This window comes from Paraburkholderia sp. MM5477-R1, assembly GCF_050436385.1.
In the GTDB taxonomy this organism is placed as follows: domain Bacteria; phylum Pseudomonadota; class Gammaproteobacteria; order Burkholderiales; family Burkholderiaceae; genus Paraburkholderia; species Paraburkholderia tuberum.
In genome coordinates this window covers 1300862-1317951 of the sequence record NZ_JBNDMC010000006.1, presented here as the reverse complement: position 1 = coordinate 1317951, position 17090 = coordinate 1300862, and the positions used below count along the sequence as shown (strand labels likewise).

The window sequence follows — 17090 nt, the reverse complement described above, 5'->3', positions numbered from 1 at the left end:
GCCTCGATATCGACGATTTTCCGCTTCATGGCGCCCTCTTTTCATGCCCGTCGACTGATTTGGACGGGATGCGCAACTTGACGATCCCTCGACGATTCCGGGGCCTTCCTGCAACGGCCCGGCTTGCCGACCGAACACTGACAATGCCGATCATCCTCTAAAATTGTTGATGTCGACATTAATACTTATACTGAGTCGACCCGGCAGGCAGAACGGTATATGGCTTCGCGACAAGCGAACACGACACCCGCGACAGATTCCGCATCTCTATTTTTGTCGACATTATTATTTTATGGGGATACACTGTGAACCACAGTGGCCTTGCACTGCCGCGGCCGATGTGAAGTCAATGAACGGAGGGATTCCGATGCTCTCGACGCAGCCATTTGCGAAGATATTGGTGAACAAAACTCATGCCGCTCGACGGATTGCGGCGCGGATTGCCTCAGGGTTTGTCCCGAGGGGGAATCTCACTCCGATGACTCATGAAGCGCTTTGCTACGCGTGCATGGTCGGCATTGTGATGCCGACCCACCATGACGTCACGCCGACGCATCCGTCTCATTGTCTAAGCCGCTGAGAAGCACGTTGAAGAAGGAACGATTCATTGCGCAGCACATTGCTTCCGACAGAATCGCGCGCGGCATGCCAATGGTTCATTAGGACCCCGATGAAAGTCAGGTGCTGACAATGAACCAGATTGGTCAGCATGATGTGCACTTGATCTCGTTTCGTCCTGCCGTCGCTGTCGGGATCGTGGATGCGGCAGTCGATGATCCGGCGCTCTTGCGTCAGCGGAATACTGTCATGAAAAGTCAAGTGCAAGGCATGCAATGTAAAGCAGGAAGTGACGCCCGGCCAGATGATTCACTGGGCGCATCAGACACTCGATGGTGCTGCGAATGGGGTACTAAAGCTTTCTCATCCAGTTCGACATTCTCACTATTCACAATTTCAATTTGGAGATCCATCACCATGAACTTCCTTGACGGCCACCTGTATCCCGAGAACCAGCAGCCCCTGATCATTACAGCCGCTCCCTATGCGCCGGGCTGGATTCCCTCAGACTTCCCGGAAGATATCCCTGTCACCATGGAGGAGCAGATCCAGAAGGCGGTGGATTGCTACGAAGCTGGTGCCACCGTGCTGCATCTGCATGTGCGCGAAGCCGATGGCAAGGGCAGCAAGCGCCTGTCCATGTTCAATGAACTGATCGCCGGGGTGCGCGCCCGCGTGCCGGAAATGGTCATCCAGGTGGGCGGTTCCATCAGCTTCGCGCCTGAATCCGAGGGCCAAGCCGCCCAATGGCTAAGCGATGACACGCGGCATATGCTGGCCGAACTCGATCCGAAGCCCGACCAGGTGACTGTCACCGTCAACACGACACAGATGAACGTGACAGAGCATGCCGGTATGGATGACTTCAAGGGTGTTTCGCGAGGATTCCCGCACCTCTATGCAACCTACAAGGACATGATTGTCCCCTCGAATCCCAGCTGGGCCGAAGAGCACATCCGACGCCTGACAGCCGCCGGAATCCAAAGTGAGTTTCAGTGCTACAACATCAACAGCTTTGAAACGATTGAGCGGATGATTCGCCGCGGTGTCTACAAGGGGCCACTGGTGATGAACTGGGTGGCTATCAGCGGCGGCATGGATCAGGCGAACATCTACAACCTGGCCAACTTCCTGCGTGCTGCGCCCGACGGCGCAGTGGTGACGGTGGAGAGTTCGGTGCTAAATGTGCTGCCCGTGAATATGATTGGCATCGCCTTGGGTCTGCATGTGCGGTGCGGCATCGAGGATGTGCTCTGGAACCAGACCCGCACGGGCAAGATGAGCTCCGTCGAGCAGATCAAGCAGTTGGTGCGCATTTCAGGCGAATTTGGCCGTCCCATCGCGACAGCGAAACAGGCGCGAGAGATCATGAAGATTGGGGTCTTCTACGACACGGCTGACGAGACGCTTCAGGCCAACGGCTTCGCGCCCAATCGTAACGGTGGCAACCAGGGCTTCCTGCGCAAGCCGACCCAAGGGTGAAGTAAGCGCTAGCGAGCCGCAGGCGAACTGCGGCAGTCGATACATATCCGCAACCAGCTTGCATCGGACCAGAGTAAGGGCTTTGCATGGGACCAGAGTAGCGCGCTGAAGCGCGAACTCTGGTCGACAGCTAAAGCGCCAACTCTGGTCGACCGCAGATATTGCATGGGACCAGAGTAAGGCGCTAAAGCGCCAACTCTGGTCGACAGGAGACAACATGGCAAAAGTCGTTAAATTCTACGAAACAGGCGGTCCCGAGGTCCTTCGTTTTGAGGACGCTGAAGTTGGAGAGCCGGGACCGGGAGAGGTGCGCGTCCGCCACGTGGCAGTGGGTCTTAACTTTGCCGACACCTACTTTCGCGGCGGTATCTACGAGGTTCCGCTGCCCAGCGGCCTCGGCAACGAGGCATCCGGCGTGGTCGAGGCCATCGGTGCGGGCGTGACCCATCTGGCGGTCGGCGACCGTGTGACCTACACGGGCTTCATCAACACGCTGGGCGCCTACAGCACGGAGCGGCTGATTTCTGCCGCGCCGCTGATCAAGCTGCCGGAGGCCATCAGTTGCGAAGCTGCGGCGGCCATGACCATGCGGGGCTTGTCCGCCGCCTACCTGGTGCGCCGAATCTACCCTTTCAAAGCTGGCGACGCCGTGCTGCTGCATGCCGCAGCAGGCGGTGTTGGCCTGATCGTTTCGCAGTGGGCCAAACTGCTCGGCCTGACGGTGATCGGTACGGTTTCGACTGACGCCAAGGCGGAGGTGGCGCGCGCCCACGGCTGTGATCACACGATCAACTATAGTCATGACGATGTGGCCAAGCGCGTGCGGGAACTCACCAACGGAGTGGGCGTGTCCGTGGTCTTCGACAGCGTGGGCAAGACCACCTTCATGTCCTCGCTAGACTCTCTCAAGCGCCGCGGCCTGCTGGTCTGCGTCGGCACCGCTTCCGGCAAAATCCCGCCGTTCGATCCGGCAATTCTGGCCCGCAAGGGCTCGCTGTACGTGACCCGCCCGGGTCTCGCCGACTACATCGCCGATCCGGCCGAGAAGGCAGAACTGGTCGATGAGCTATTCGGCCATGTGGCGGCAGGCCGCATCCGCATCGGGATCAATCAGCGGTATGCCCTGGAGGACGCGGTGCAGGCACATCAGGACCTGGAGGCTCGAAAAACTACGGGGTCCTCCATTTTCGTGATTTGAATATGTCAGGCTGTTTGAGCTGCGGAACGTAGCCCAGTGATTCGGCATGTCGGGTCAGGTCGTTAATGACCTGCTGCCGGACGGTTATACGTATGAACGTTAGGGCTGCACGGGTCGAAGGACATTCTGGGCAGGAAGTAACAATCACCCTCGCAGACGGCAGCGCCGTACGGGGCACGCATATTCTCGTCGCGGCAGGGCGTATCCCCAACGCCCGAGATATTGGTCTTGACGCGGCAGGAGTTGAAGTTGATTTGAGCGGCTTCATCGTCACAGACGAGCGACTCGCAACGACTGCACAGAACACGTGGGCAATCGGTGAAGTTCCCGGCACGCCCATGTTCACACACGCTTCCTTTGACGACTATCGCTTACTGAAATCGGTTCTGGACGGAGGCTTACGGACAAAGACAGACAGGGTTATCCCGTACGCGCTCTTTGTCGAGCCGGAGCTGGGAAGAATCGGCATCACTGAGATAGAAGCGACAACACGCGGCATTCCGGTCCGGGTCGCAAGCCTGCCGATGGCAGCTGCGCCCGTACCAACGGCGAAACGGATAGATCATAGTTGACCGTGACTCAGACGAGATTCTCGGCTTCACAAGAGGGTTGGCTGTAATTCGTGAATTTTTCGTCAAAACGATGCTAATTCAACGAGTCCAAAAGGAAAAATTTGACCGATCGCAGTGCATTGAACACTGCAAGGGTCGACTGAAAGTTAATGGCAGCTTCAGTCAGGTGGTAACCCCGGCCACCGCGATGCCCATTTCCAGATCGAACCAGCCGTCGCCGGCATGGTGCGCCGTCCCGTCGATGGCATGGATCTCGATCACGTTGAAGCGGAACTCAGCTGTCATGGTGACGCGCCAGCCCTAGTCGCGCAGAAGAGGTAACACGTCATTCACGAACGCGTACAACGCATCGGGCTCCGTTATTCCGAGCATCGCATCGGGAAGCGATTGCATACTCTGTACGCGGCCGGCGGGTATCTTCTGCAGCCCGCTCTTGCGCAGCTCCACGAGCCGCTTTTTCTCAGCATCAGCGCGCCGCCTGAGCTGAACAACGCCACCATCGGGATTCGAGACCAGGGTCGCGTCACTACCCGCGTTGAGGCAGGCCCCGTCGTAGTTGTCAAACGAACTAAAGTTGATACGAACTACTACAAAAGTTGGTGCTTTTTCAGTTCTGTGACGAATTCCGGGCTGAAGAGCCTTGTGTAGCAGGGGTTTGCGGCTGATTGACGTAAAGATGGTACGCTGTGTAGCGAGAGACTTTGGCCTGTCTCACCCGACGCGTCGCCTCTCAATCCAGAATCTCGAGCCCGTTTTCAGCGCCCCATTGCCTTAGTGCCTTTTCGACAGAGTCGGCTTCAAACGCATACCAGCGTTCCAGAACACCTTCGCGCTCGAGTAAATCCTTGAAGCGCGCGTATGCCCCTCGCCGCTGGAAAAACCCTTCAATCTGGTCATAACGCGCAGGCAGCTGCTGTGCGGCAAAGCGCAGGGCGAGACTGCTTCCGAGATCAAGTTCGTTCTTGTGCGGTATCGCGAGGTAGCGATCCGGGTCTTCCAGATCCTCGGGAATCGCCTCCTCGATCGTGTCGATGGCATCGGAAATCCAGTAGATTTTTCCCGTATCGAGCGAGATATACGCCTGGTGTTCCATCGGCGCTGCGTAGCTGACGAAGTCGAAGGCCGAGGAAAGATCATCGAATTTGACGGCGACCATGACGTTGACCTCATCGGGATGTTTTTGCTTTCTGTGGGGATCGTGGTGTCGCCGGCGAACGTGTGGGTGGTTTTTGCGTGGCGGTTGAACGGGGCGCCTTTGGAGCGCCCGCGCGCAGCTTGCCAGCAGGTTTTGCGGCAACGACGGGTTTGACCACCGCTTCAGGCGCCGCCGTTTTGCCTTTCGAGGTCGATTTCGCGCTCGCTGAACGGGTCGCCCCTGGTGCGTCCGCACGCGCCTTGCCAGCAGGTTTTGCGGCAACGACGGATTTGACCACCGTTTTGGGTGCCGCCGTTTTGCCTTTCGAGGTCGATTTCGCACTCGCTGCCGGTTTCGCTGGGATCGAAGGCGTGGGAACCCGGCCCGTTTGCGCAGCGGACTGCCTGCCTGTCCGTTTGCGTGCAGCAGGCGGTGTGGCGAGCGGCTCGCTGCCGGTGTCGATCTCGATACCGAATACGTCGCCCAGGGCCGCGTCGTCGAGGACCTTGCCCGACGCTGGCGCGGGTCCCGCTGCGGACAATCCGGCACCCGTGCTGCTGACGAGATCGGCGGCGTCCACACCCCGCAGCGTGAAGAGCAGTTCGGGCTGCTGGTCGAACCGGGCGCCGATACCATACAGCACCGCGGCCACATGCTTGCACATCGACGCCCAGTCCAGGCAGCTGCAACCGAACCGGATATCCTTCGGCGACGGAAAGAGTCCCGTGCCCGGCTTGCAGATCCGTTCCATCACGGCGCCCGATAGCTTGCCCTGCAGCAGCTCGACCATGGAATCGATCGATGACGCGCAGTCGGCGACCAACGTGCGCCAGTGTTGATTGGCAGACGCACTGACGTCGATCCTGACCGTGTAGAGGCTCGATCCCATGACCTGTGCGTGTATTTTGCCCGCCGTGATCTGCAGATCGATCACCGAACCGTTACGGACGTAGGCGCGCCCGCGCGGCAGGCGATTGCCGTAGTCGCTGTAGCGCTCCAGATTATCGCACCACGCCTTGCCCCAGAAGGTTTTCGCGATGGCGCCGCGATACGGCGCGATCGGCGACAGCATCCTGCCGGTCTTGATTGCTTTCGCGACCTGCTGTTCGGCTTTTCTCCGGCGTTCAGCCACCGGGACATAAGGTTTCCATCCACCGTAGTAACCCATCACATTCCCTTTGCGTAGTCAGGTTCCCTGCGCACGATGTATATCGAGCCTGACGAGATCGAGCAACTCCCGATCGGTCATTTCAGTCAGCAGCAGCTCCGCTCCGCCTTCGAGCACATCCTTCACCAGTTGCTGCTTCGTTTCGATTAGCTGGTCGATCCGATCCTCGACTGTGCCCCGGCAGACGAACTTGTGCACCAGCACGTTCCTGCGCTGGCCGATGCGAAAGGCCCGGTCCGTCGCCTGATTCTCCACGGCCGGATTCCACCAGCGATCGAAATGAATCACGTGGGAGGCAGCAGTGAGATTCAACCCCGATCCCCCTGCCTTGAGCGACAGCACGAAGAAGGGGGTCAATTCGTCCTCCTGAAAAAGCCTGACCAGCTCGCGCCGCTTTCCGACCGGGGTGCCGCCATGCAGGATCAATCCCTCGCGGCCAAACAGTGATCCCAGAAACGCCGCCAGGGGCTCGGTGGTTTCGCGAAACTGCGTGAATACGAGTACCTTTTCCTGCTTCGCGGCAATCACGTCGACCAGTTCCCGCAGACGCGCAAATTTGCCGCTGGCCTCAGGCTTCCATGCCGCGTCGCCGAGCCACTGGGACGGATGGTTGCATATCTGCTTCAAACGCATCAGGTAGCTCAGCACGATGCCCTTGCGCTCGATGCCTTCTGCACCGTCGAGCGCGGCGGCCAGGTCCTGAACCGCGCGCTCGTACAGTGCGGCCTGGACGGGACTCAGGTGACACCAGGCCTTGAGCTGAGTCTTTTCCGGGAGATCGGCAATGACATTCCTGTCCGTCTTCAGGCGGCGCAGAATGTACGGTCGCACGAGCGAGCGAAGCGGACCGAAGTGCCCGGCTTTCGCGAGACGCCTGCTGAATCCGGCGAAATCCTTCGCCGAGCCCAGCAGGCCTGGATGCGTGAAATCGAAGATGGACCACAGGTCCGCCAGGCCGTTTTCCACGGGGGTACCTGTCAGGGCGATGCGCGACTGCGCCTGAAGCTTCTTGACCTGCCGGGTCTGCCTGGCGCCGGGGTTCTTGATTGCCTGCGCTTCGTCGACGATCGCCAGGCGCCAGCGGATCGTCTCCAGCGCGGGTTGGCGAAGCAGCGCGCCAAAACTGGTGATGACGAGGTCGGTCTGGGCGAGCCGCACCTCATCGAGGCGGCGCAGGGTCTCGGCCGGCGTGACGGAGGGGTGGGCAACCAGGACGCGCAGACCGGGCGCAAAGCGTTCGGCTTCCGAGGCCCAGTTGGCCAGCAAGGAGGCCGGCGCAACGAGGAGGCTGGGACGTGGATCACGCTGTTCGCGCTTCAGGATGAGGAGCAGCGCGAGGATCTGGATCGTTTTGCCGAGCCCCATGTCGTCGGCCAGACACGCGCCCAGTTCGAGCCGGCTGAGCAGGTAGAGCCACTGCACGCCCGCGTGCTGGTACGGTCGAAGCTGCGCATGCAACCCGGGGCCCGGCTCGACGCGCGCCAGGCCTTGCGGTTGACGCAGGTTCTGAAGGGTATCGGCCAGCCACGGACCGGCCACGACCTGCGCCCAGTTGTGTTCTTCAGGCACTTCGGCATCATTGCCCGGCACGCCTGCCAGCAGGCGTAGCGCGTCGTTGAGTGGGAGCCCCGATTGCGCGGCCTGCCCGAGATCTTCGAAGCGTTGCAGAAGACGGCCGAGCTTCCGGGTATCCACCTCGATCCAGCGCCCGCGGATCCACTGCAGGCCGTCGGCGCCCTTGAGCAGCTTTCGGACTTCGGCGGGGCTTAATGGTTCGCCCTCGAGCGAGACTGCCAGGTTGAAATCGAGCAAGGCATCCTTGCCGACGAGCGACGGCGGTTTCGTGCCCACACTGGCCGTGACGCTCGGCCGCGCGGGACGACCCGTCGTCCACGTACCGGGCAGCCGGACGATGATGCCGGCGGCCTCGAGTGCCGGCAGATCCTGGAGCAGGTGCCAGGCCTCGGTGGGCGTCCAGCGCAGCGGATGGTAGATCTCGCGCGACTCAAGCATGGAGTGCACCCAGTCGCAACACTCGGCCGCCCGCTGAACGGGGAGCAGCAGCGAAAGAAGCTGCGCCTTGTTGCGCGTGCCGGAAAATTCCTCGAGCGAGCGCGACAGGGGCTGATGCTGGGTCTTGCCATGCGCAGAGACGCGCGCCGTATAAGTGGCCAGAAAAGCGAAGGGGGCCTCAGGGTCTTTCCGGTTCTCGGCAAGATTGAAGTGGACCCGGCCCACCAGATTCCAGGTGGGGTGACGCGACCTGAGAAATGCCTGAAGCGAGCCGCCCGTGCTGGCCAGCTCCTGGCGCAGGGCGCTGCCGATCTCGCCCCACAGTGTCGCGAGCACTTGCGGCGTGAGATATTCGACGCCCGTCATGGGTGGGGCATCGTCGATCAGCCTCCCGATGTCCCGGGCGTCCGGTTCGGCGACTGCGATGTCCCCGTCTGTGGCCGTCGTGCACAACGCGGTGACGTAACGCATGGCGAAGTCGCGCCACCAGCCCCAGGCGGGGGGCAGTGCCCGTCCGATTACCGTGCTGCCGAGATAGAGCAGACCGTGGCCTGCGCCGGCCTGAAAAGCGCGGTCGAGCGCGATGTCTTCCGGCACAGGGGGAGCATCGGTTTTCGGCACCGCAAGAAGATGACCCGTCGGCGTGATGTTGGGCGCAAGATGATCCGTATTGATCGAAGGCATGATGGTCGAAGGCGCTGATTTCACTGCAAGTCAGACGGTGTACGCTGTTTCCTGATGCGACGTCCAAAGGCCTCAGCGAACTGCCGGGCGCGCTTGAGGTCGTCTCCGCGCAGGTACATCGAGGTCGTTGAGATGGACGAGTGGCGCAGGTTGTCGCGTACGCTCGTCAGTTCCGCGCCGCGCGCGAGTGCATGATTGGCGTGGGAGTGCCGCATCCAGTGCGGGCTCGCGCGGCACAGTTTTTCCGCCAGCAGCGGATGATCACCCTCCAGCACGCCAGCGGCTTCCACGAAGAACCGGCGCATGACGCGCCACAGGTGCGCGCCCGTAATACCCGCGCCCTCATTCTCGCCGAGGCTGGCGAGGATTGGCGTCGCCGGGCTCCAGCGCTCCCGTGAGACCGGCAGCCGTCGTTCAAGCAGATATTGATCAAGCGCATCGGTTGCCAGCGGGGGTAACGCCACCCTGCCGGGTTTGCTGCCTTTGCCAATGAGGTGAAGCCACGACTCGCCGTGCCCGTCAGCACGGATGTCGCGCAGCACGGCGCCCACGAGTTCGCTCGCGCGCAGGCCCGTCGCGTAGCCGAAGTCGAGCAGGAAGCGCAGCCGCTGTGCGGCCGGTCCGGACCAGCCGTACGACCACTCGAGACCGTCCGCAAAGGCCCGCAGCAGCAGCCACTCGCCCTCGGTGAAGCCGCGCGTCGTGTCGAGTTCGGGGCGCAGCGCCGCGCCGCGAACCTTGACGCCGGCAAAGGGGTTGGCCAGCACGTAGCGCTGCTCGATGAGCCATCGATACAGCGCCGAGAGGACCGTCAATGCGTAGGCAGTCGAGCGCGCCGACAGGCCGCCTGTGAAGGGGCGCCATTCGACAGAATCACGCGGTCGCGGGGGACCGACCCAGCGTTCACGGGGCGAGGGACGGCGTACAAACGTCCGGTATGCAATCGCGTCGTCGGTCGTCAGCGACGAGAACGCGCGGCCTCGCTCGACGATGGCCCAGAGGATCAGCCGCTCGGCTTCCTTGCGGTAGGCGCGCTGCGTCGTGACTGTTTCGTGCAGCGCGAGCCACGCCTGCACGGCCTCGTAGTCGTTCGTGGCATTGAGCGTGCAGGTCTCGCGCGGGGCGCGCAACGTACCCTGCGAACCGTCGACTTCATGCGGCAGCCGTAGCTGCTCCCACGGCACGATACCGGCCGGCTGCGTGAGCGTGATCAAGGCACGGGCACGCTCGGTCAAGGCAGGGTGCGCGGCGAAGAACGCTTCGATGGCGTGCGCGCCGGTCGCCCCGAGCCCCTTGATCCGGGTCCACCACTGGCGCCGGCGCGGAATGCGTACCGTCAGATCCGTGAGCGTACGAATGGCGTGCGCATGCAGCGCCCGCACTGTGCGCGGCGCGAACCACAGCGCGACGTCGTCGGTCACCTGCGGTCGTGGTACGGGCAACGATCCAAGCGTCCTGATCGTGCGCTCGACCGTGCCCGCCCGTGCGTGCCGCTGCGTGGGTGTATGTTCGAAGACGGCCGCCAGATCGGGCCGATGCCGGCTATGCGCAAAGGCGATCAGTTGCCTGCGGATGTCTCCGATGAGACCCCGCGAGGAAACGCCTGCCGCCCTGCGCCCGCCCAGGTAGCGGGCCACGGCTGCGCGCGAGGACAGGCCCGCATACCAGCCGCGCAGGGCGGCAAGCGAGTCGGCATCGGGGAAACCCTGCCCGGCGGGCTCCTGGGTCTGACGCGTTTCCATGGTGCCAACTTTTCATAAAAGAAGTGAGTGACGCGATAATATAAATTATCTCACTGCTTCGAATTTGTAAAATTTTTCTCGAGCGCAAAAGACTGTGACGAGCGCTTCGAGCGCCGCCGCGTTCGCGCGGAAGTCGTCCGAGCGGGGGTTCAGCTTTGATTCGATGAAGGGCATCGTTTTAGTCTCCTTTTTCCCGCGCGCGCTTAAGGCTACGCTGAAGAAGCCACCGTTTTCGGCGACGGTTTGCTGCTGAATGTCGGAATGCGAGATCAGCGACGCGATTGGTTCGATTTTCTTGCCCTGAAGGGCCTTGCAAGCGGGTCTCTCGACCCACTTTGGCCCATCATGGACGCACCTGTGCCATGAGCCGCTCGCGGCTCATGTAGATGTTGCTCAACGCCAGTGCGGTGAAGGCGCGCGTGGCGTTCTTCGCCAGACCGCGATAGCGCACCTTGACGAAACCCCACAGCCGCTTGACCACCGCAAAGACGTGCTCGACCCGCGCACGTATCTTCGACTTGTTGCGGTTCTTCGAGCGTGTGGTGTCATCGACCTCACCACTTCGCCTGCGCACACGCTGGTTGGTAAAGTCCTTCGCTTGCGGTGCCTTGCTGGCGATGAGTTCCTTCTGGCTCGCATACGCGCTGTCACCATACACACGCCGCTCGGCGCCATGCAGCAGCGCCGGCAGCGGATGCTTGTCATGCACGTTCGCAGCCGTCACTACCGCGCTGTGTGCCAGCCCCGTCTGACTATCCACGCCGATGTGCAGCTTCATGCCGAAGTACCACTGCTGGCCCTTCCTCGTCTGATGCATTTCGGGGTCTCGCGCCTTGTCCGCGTTCTTCGTGGAACTGGGCGCACCGATGATGGTGGCATCCACGATGGTGCCGGTGCCAACCTTCAGGCCGTGCCCTTGCAGTACCTCGCCGACCTTGGCGAACAATTGCTCGCCGAGCTTGTTGCGCTCCAGCAGCCGGCGAAACTTCAACAGCGTCGTGCCATCGGGAACGCGCTCGCGCCCCAGGTCAATCCCAACGAATCGCCGCAATGCGGTGCTGTCCAGCAGCGCTTCCTCGCAGGCTTCATCCGCCAGGTTGAACCAGTGCTGCACAAAGTGCATGCGCAGCATGCGCTCCAGGCCAACTGGCGGGCGCCCGCCTTGCCCCTTCGGATAGTGCGGCTCGACAACCTCGCACAATTGCGTCCACGGTACGATCTGCTCCATCGTCTCAAGGAACACATCACGTTTGGTTGGTCGTCGATACTGTTCGAATCCGGCGCCTTGATCGGCCGCCATCGCAAGGGTCTGTTGTTTCATCCGCATTTAACGTCTTACCGCCCAACGGCGTTGACCTTTTTCAGCGTAGCCTTAAATCGTTTCCGCGAACAGTTCGCGGCCAATCAACATGCGGCGAATCTCGCTCGTGCCCGCGCCAATTTCATAGAGCTTCGCGTCGCGCCACAGACGACCGACCGGATACTCGTTGATATAGCCGTTGCCGCCGAGAATCTGGATCGCCTCGCCAGCCATCCAGGTCGCCTTTTCGGCCGTGTACAGAATCACGCCCGCGCAGTCCTTGCGGACCTGGCGCACATGGTCGTTGCCGAGCGTGTCGAGTTGGCGGCCCACCGCATACAGATACGCGCGGCATGCCTGCAGCGTCGTGTACAGATCGGCGACCTTGCCCTGGATCAGTTGGAATTCGCCGATCGACTGGCCGAACTGCTTGCGGTCGTGGATATACGGCACGACCGCGTCCATCACCGCGACCATGATGCCGGTCGGGCCGCCCGCGAGCACCGCGCGCTCGTAGTCGAGACCGCTCATCAGCACCTTCACGCCGCCGTTAAACTCGCCGAGGATGTTTTCCTCCGGCACCTCGACGTCCTGGAACACCAGTTCGCCGGTGTGTGAACCGCGCATGCCGAGCTTGTCGAGTTTCTGCGCGACCGAGAAGCCCTTCATGCCCTTCTCGACGATGAACGCGGTGATACCGCGCGCATTCGCTTCGGGATCGATCTTCGCGTAGACGACCAGCGTGTCGCAATCGGGGCCGTTGGTGATCCACATCTTGGTGCCGTTGAGCACGTAGCGGTCGCCCTTCTTGTCCGCGCGCAGCTTCATGCTGACGACGTCCGAGCCCGCGTTCGGCTCGCTCATCGCGAGCGCGCCGACGTGCTCGCCCGACACGAGCTTCGGCAGATACTTGCGCTTTTGCGCCTCGCTGCCGTTGCGATGAATCTGGTTCACGCGCAGGTTCGAATGCGCGCCATACGAGAGGCCGACCGAGGCCGAGGCGCGCGAGATTTCCTCCATCGCGACCATGTGCGCGGTGTAGCCCATGTTCGCGCCGCCGTACTCTTCGGAGACCGTCATGCCGAGCACGCCGAGATCGCCGAACTTGCGCCACAGGTCCATCGGAAACTGATCGGTGCGATCGATTTCCCCCGCGCGCGGCGCGATTTCCTTGGCGGCGAACGATCCAATGCTTTCGCGCAGCATTTCGATCTCTTCGCCGAGCGGGAATTTGAGTCCAGGAATTTGTACCATTGCATGTCTCCTGTATAGGAAACGTTGATTTCAGTTTGTCGCCGGGCGGCTATGCCATGCGACCGCAAGGTTCGGTGTTACGCCGCTACTTTTGGTGTTGCCTGTCTCGCGGCCTCACCGTTTGCCAACAACGCCGCGGCGGTCTTCGCAGCGGCGGCCGCATTGCGCTCCCTGATATGTCCGAATCCACGAACCGTCTGCGGCAACTTCGCAAGCTCAATCCGTGTCGTCATATGCGCTTCGTCAAGACTTTCGACAAGACGTTTCACGAGCTTCTGGTAGTCTCCGATCGCAGCACGCTCGTCCCGCCGTTCCGCCGTGTAGCCGAACGGATCAAGCACGGTGCCGCGCAGAAATTTCGCTCTCGCGAGCAGGCGAAACGCAGGGACGACCCAGCCGCCGTACTGCTTCTTGATGAGGTGGCCTTTCTCGTCCTTCTTCGCCAGCAGGGGCGGCGCAAGATGGAAGCGAAGCTTGAAATCCCCTTCGAATTGTCCACGGAGCCGTGTGAGGAAGCTTGTCTCCGTAAAAAGGCGAGCGACCTCATACTCGTCCTTGTAGGACATCAGCTTGTACAGACTGATCGCCACCTCGCGAGTAAATCGGTCACCACCCACACGGCTCGATTCAAGCGACGCGATTTGTTGGACGAAATCCTCGTACCGCTTCGCGTAGGCCGCATTCTGATACGCCGTCAATCTACCCACGCGATCTGCGACAATCTGTTGAAGAGACGCTTTGCGCTGAGGCATCGCGATGATGCTTACTTTTTCCAGACCTGCTGCCGCGCGAGCGATGGAAAGGTCCAGCGCGGCCTGTCGCCCCCATGCAAAGGCCGACTTGTTCATCTCCACTGCCGCGCCATTCAGTTCGATCGCCTGTAGCAGGGAGCGCTCCTCGAGAGGAATCAAACCCTTCTGCCACGCGTATCCCAACAGAAAAACGTTCGTCGCTACAGCATCGCCCATCAGCGCTGTAGCGATCCGCGACGCCTCCAGCGCCTCGGTCACTTGCGTATTCGCCTTGACCTGGCTCAGCAGTCCTGCAGGCGCTGCCTGCCAGTCGGGGTCCCGCGCAAAAGTCCCGGTCGGAGCAACGTCGAGGTTGACGACCGCAAGCGTGCGCAGCGGGCTACTTAACGTCATCGCGTCTTTGCTCGCAGCAACCATCATGTCGCAGCCGAGCAGAAGGTCAGCTTTGCCCGACGCCACTCGCGCCGCGTGCAATGCGTCCGGGGTCTGAGCGATGCGGATATGCGACATGACTGCGCCACCCTTTTGCGCCATGCCTGCCATGTCGAGAACCAGAACTCCTTTGCCTTCGATATGTGCAGCCATCCCCATCAGAGCACCGACCGTGACCACACCAGTTCCTCCAACGCCCGTGACTACGACGTTGTAGGGACGTGACAGCCCCGCGATTTTCGGCGCGGGCAACCCCGTTGGAACCACAACACGCGCCTTTGCGGCTTTACGCAACTGACCGCCCTCGACGGTAACGAAGCTTGGGCAAAATCCCTTCACGCAGGAGAAATCCTTGTTGCAGGAGCTTTGATCGATAGTCCGCTTTTGGCCGAGATCGGTTTCTAACGGCATCACGGAGACGCAATTCGACTGCACGCCGCAATCGCCACAGCCTTCGCAAACTTCTTCGTTGATGACCACGCGGCGCGCAGGATCAACCAGCTTTTTCTGCTTTCTGCGGCGCCGCTTTTCCGCCGCGCAAGTCTGCGCATAGACAATTGCGGTCACGCCCTCGACGTCCCGCAGTTCCTTCTGCAATGCGTCCATCTGGTCGCGATGCAGCAACCGTGTGCCCGGCGGCAGTGTTGCGCCGTTGAACTGCTGCGGCTCGTCACTGACCAGGTGAACCTGCTTAGGCTGCTACTAGCAGACAGGCGTGGGTGTTGTCCACTACCATTGGCGAGACAGTTGTAATAACGACCCGCAGGTCATGCCTGCATGGACGCACGGTACAGCTAGTGAGTTGGAATCGACACCTGAGCGCCCCGAGGCAACCCGGAGCTACGAGGAAAACCGCATATGGCGACACGCACGAAACCGCGAATCCGGGTTGGCGTTGGAGGCTGGACCTATGGCCCATGGCGCGGAGTGTTTTATCCGCCGGATCTGACGCAAAAGCGCGAGCTCGAATACGCGAGCCGCCAGCTGACGACCATCGAAATTAATGGGACCTTCTATGGCTTGCAGAAACCCGAGAGCTATATGAAGTGGCGCGACGAAACGCCTGACGATTTTGTATTTGCGCTCAAGGCGCCGCGCTACGCGACCAACCGGCGTGTGCTGGCCGAGGCCGGCGACAATATCCAACGCTTCTTCGGCAGTGGCCTCGTGCATCTGAAACAAAAACTCGGTCCGATCAACTGGCAGTTCGCCACAACCAAGCAATTCGACGCAGACGACTTCGAAGCGTTTCTCGCGTTGCTGCCCAGGAAGCTCGACGGACTCACGCTAAGGCATGCCGTCGAAGTTCGACACGAGAGTTTCCGCAACGAAGTCTTTGTCGCGCTGGCGCGCAAATATGGCGTGGCGATCGTACTCGCAGGCGATAGCCATTATCCTCAGATCGCCAGTCTCACCGCACCCTTTGTGTATGCGCGCATCATGGGGACGTCCGAAAAGCAGGCCCAAGGTTATTCGAAGAAGGCGCTCGATGCGTGGGCCGAGCGCGCACGCCAGCTTGCCGCAGGCACCATTCCTGAAGATATCGAACCCGTCGAGGCCAAGGCAGCCGCAAAAAGCGCGCGCGATGTTTACCTTTACGTGATCAGCGGCTTCAAGGAACGCAATCCGGACGCGGCAAAAGCCATCATCGAGCGCCTGTGACAGGCTAAAGTTGAGCGATATGCGTACGCGTTGATCGTATTGCGAGCAGAACCCGAGGCGCACGCAACGAAAAAGTGCGAAGCCCGCAAAGGCTTCGCTCTCAAGCTGGCGCGTCACAGCATTAGCAACTTCGGTCCAGCAGCCAATTTTTCCTCCAATGGCTGCTTCGAGTAAACCCAAACAACGCTTTCGGTTCGGACTTATGTATTCATCCAAGTGGGTAGCGAACTTCCACCGTTGCCTTCGGTGAATGGCCGGACTAAAACAGTGTCCCGTCGTACCCATCCTGGTCGACGAGCGTCCGTCCTGTCCGAACTTCAGTCGTTGTGCGCGCAATTACCACTGCCTGCTACTCTGCCATTGCAGACGCTCAGCTACCGACCCTCACCGGGCGGCTGCACGGTGCTAACCGGCCGTTCGCCCGAGCCGGCTCCGGAGCGACGACTCTCACATCGGCGAACGCGTACTTACGGTAGAGTCATGCCCTGAGTGGGTCTGTCAAGTTTTTTGTTCGACATCTACGTCTTGCTATGACGATCATCCCGCGCCCGCCCGTGGACAACGACGCTGCCCACAGCACGAGGCTGTGGACAGCTGCCTGACGGCGGTTCCCTCGTTGCCCACCGTCTCCCCGCGAGCTTCGCCTTCGGCCTGACGCGCCGCTGCGCGGCTTGCCCCGACCAGATAAAAGAGCAGGACCCGGCCTTGACCGCTTTCAGGCGCAGCTATCGATCGAGGCGTCGCCGCGTCGAAGGGCGGCTCGCTCCTCATTAGTTGACGTTCGCGAACAGATCGTGACGGGCCGTTTCTGGCCGATCGCGGACTAACAACAGTATCAGTTCGGCGCCGGCATCCGTGGCGCCCAATAGGAAAGAAGTTTGCGAAGCAGCGTGACCGGACGTCGCGCCGCACACTCCGGCGAAATGTGCAGTTTGCCTCGATACCGGATTTATTGCGACGGCTCCGCGATGGCCCCGGACATAATGAGCAAGCGTACGTGAGGTCGAGCGCCTGGCGGTCCGCTACCAGACATCGGATGCTATGGTCCCTTGCTTGGGTTGACGCAATCCGCCAAATTCAGGGTGCTAGCTGTGCCCCATCAATCAATGAGGCCCTCCATAATTGTCGCACCACCGTA

13 protein-coding genes are annotated in these 17090 nt (G+C 61.1%); 4 read left to right on the top strand and 9 right to left on the bottom strand.

Going from position 1 to position 17090, the window contains the following annotated elements; translation table 11 throughout:
- Positions 1–561: 561 nt before the first annotated feature.
- Positions 562–819, bottom strand: a complete 258-nt coding sequence (locus OKW35_RS24435; RefSeq protein WP_429553340.1) for a hypothetical protein — start codon at positions 817–819, stop codon at positions 562–564.
- Positions 820–975: 156 nt separating this feature from the next.
- Here OKW35_RS24435 and OKW35_RS24430 point away from each other — a divergent pair, with 156 nt between their 5' ends.
- From OKW35_RS24430 to OKW35_RS24420, 3 genes are all read left to right on the top strand, one after another.
- Positions 976–2040, top strand: coding sequence for a 3-keto-5-aminohexanoate cleavage protein (locus OKW35_RS24430; protein WP_090806705.1), 1065 nt, complete (start codon positions 976–978; stop codon positions 2038–2040).
- A 217-nt stretch (positions 2041–2257) separates the two neighbouring features.
- A complete protein-coding gene (locus OKW35_RS24425) occupies positions 2258–3238 on the top strand; it encodes a quinone oxidoreductase family protein (RefSeq protein ID WP_090806707.1) in 981 nt (326 codons plus the stop codon).
- A gap of 92 nt (positions 3239–3330) precedes the next feature.
- Complete coding sequence (locus tag OKW35_RS24420; protein ID WP_429553339.1) at positions 3331–3810, top strand: FAD-dependent oxidoreductase; 480 nt, start codon at positions 3331–3333, stop codon at positions 3808–3810.
- Positions 3811–3972: 162 nt separating this feature from the next.
- Here OKW35_RS24420 and OKW35_RS24415 read toward each other — a convergent pair whose 3' ends face one another.
- From OKW35_RS24415 to OKW35_RS24380, 8 genes are all read right to left on the bottom strand, one after another.
- The gene (locus tag OKW35_RS24415) at positions 3973–4095 is read right to left on the bottom strand and encodes a hypothetical protein (protein ID WP_341809960.1); all 123 of its coding nucleotides are present in this window, start codon (positions 4093–4095) and stop codon (positions 3973–3975) included.
- 445 nt (positions 4096–4540) lie between these two features.
- Complete coding sequence (locus tag OKW35_RS24410; RefSeq protein WP_429553338.1) at positions 4541–4966, bottom strand: hypothetical protein; 426 nt, start codon at positions 4964–4966, stop codon at positions 4541–4543.
- 10 nt (positions 4967–4976) lie between these two features.
- Positions 4977–6077 carry a hypothetical protein gene (locus tag OKW35_RS24405; protein ID WP_429553337.1) on the bottom strand — a complete coding sequence of 367 codons (1101 nt, stop codon included), beginning with the start codon at positions 6075–6077 and terminating at the stop codon, positions 4977–4979.
- Between the two features lie 54 nt (positions 6078–6131).
- Positions 6132–8810, bottom strand: a complete 2679-nt coding sequence (locus OKW35_RS24400; RefSeq protein ID WP_429553336.1) for a DEAD/DEAH box helicase — start codon at positions 8808–8810, stop codon at positions 6132–6134.
- A gap of 20 nt (positions 8811–8830) precedes the next feature.
- Complete coding sequence (locus tag OKW35_RS24395) at positions 8831–10552, bottom strand: phage integrase family protein (protein ID WP_429553335.1); 1722 nt, start codon at positions 10550–10552, stop codon at positions 8831–8833.
- A 343-nt stretch (positions 10553–10895) separates the two neighbouring features.
- Entirely contained in the window at positions 10896–11873 is a 978-nt protein-coding gene (locus tag OKW35_RS24390) for an IS5 family transposase (RefSeq protein WP_429553334.1), read from the bottom strand.
- Between the two features lie 51 nt (positions 11874–11924).
- On the bottom strand, positions 11925–13106 hold the full coding sequence (locus tag OKW35_RS24385) for an isovaleryl-CoA dehydrogenase (RefSeq protein ID WP_429553333.1): 1182 nt from the start codon (positions 13104–13106) through the stop codon (positions 11925–11927).
- Between the two features lie 77 nt (positions 13107–13183).
- Complete coding sequence (locus OKW35_RS24380) at positions 13184–14896, bottom strand: DUF6537 domain-containing protein (protein ID WP_429553332.1); 1713 nt, start codon at positions 14894–14896, stop codon at positions 13184–13186.
- Positions 14897–15148: 252 nt separating this feature from the next.
- On the opposite strand from OKW35_RS24380, the gene OKW35_RS24375 reads away from it, so the two are divergent.
- Positions 15149–15952, top strand: a complete 804-nt coding sequence (locus OKW35_RS24375) for a DUF72 domain-containing protein (protein WP_429553331.1) — start codon at positions 15149–15151, stop codon at positions 15950–15952.
- Positions 15953–17090: the final 1138 nt, after the last annotated feature.

Bases quoted from the DNA above. Each gene is read 5' to 3' on its own strand.
- OKW35_RS24420 (WP_429553339.1), top strand. From the start codon at position 3,331: ATGAACGTTAGGGCTGCACGGGTCGAAGGACATTCTGGGCAGGAAGTA.
- OKW35_RS24380 (WP_429553332.1), bottom strand. From the start codon at position 14,896: ATGGACGCATTGCAGAAGGAACTGCGGGACGTCGAGGGCGTGACCGCA.
- OKW35_RS24395 (WP_429553335.1), bottom strand. From the start codon at position 10,552: ATGGAAACGCGTCAGACCCAGGAGCCCGCCGGGCAGGGTTTCCCCGAT.
- OKW35_RS24375 (WP_429553331.1), top strand. From the start codon at position 15,149: ATGGCGACACGCACGAAACCGCGAATCCGGGTTGGCGTTGGAGGCTGG.
- OKW35_RS24430 (WP_090806705.1), top strand. From the start codon at position 976: ATGAACTTCCTTGACGGCCACCTGTATCCCGAGAACCAGCAGCCCCTG.
- OKW35_RS24410 (WP_429553338.1), bottom strand. From the start codon at position 4,966: ATGGTCGCCGTCAAATTCGATGATCTTTCCTCGGCCTTCGACTTCGTC.
- OKW35_RS24385 (WP_429553333.1), bottom strand. From the start codon at position 13,106: ATGGTACAAATTCCTGGACTCAAATTCCCGCTCGGCGAAGAGATCGAA.
- OKW35_RS24400 (WP_429553336.1), bottom strand. From the start codon at position 8,810: ATGCCTTCGATCAATACGGATCATCTTGCGCCCAACATCACGCCGACG.
- OKW35_RS24425 (WP_090806707.1), top strand. From the start codon at position 2,258: ATGGCAAAAGTCGTTAAATTCTACGAAACAGGCGGTCCCGAGGTCCTT.
- OKW35_RS24390 (WP_429553334.1), bottom strand. From the start codon at position 11,873: ATGAAACAACAGACCCTTGCGATGGCGGCCGATCAAGGCGCCGGATTC.
- OKW35_RS24415 (WP_341809960.1), bottom strand. From the start codon at position 4,095: ATGACAGCTGAGTTCCGCTTCAACGTGATCGAGATCCATGCCATCGAC.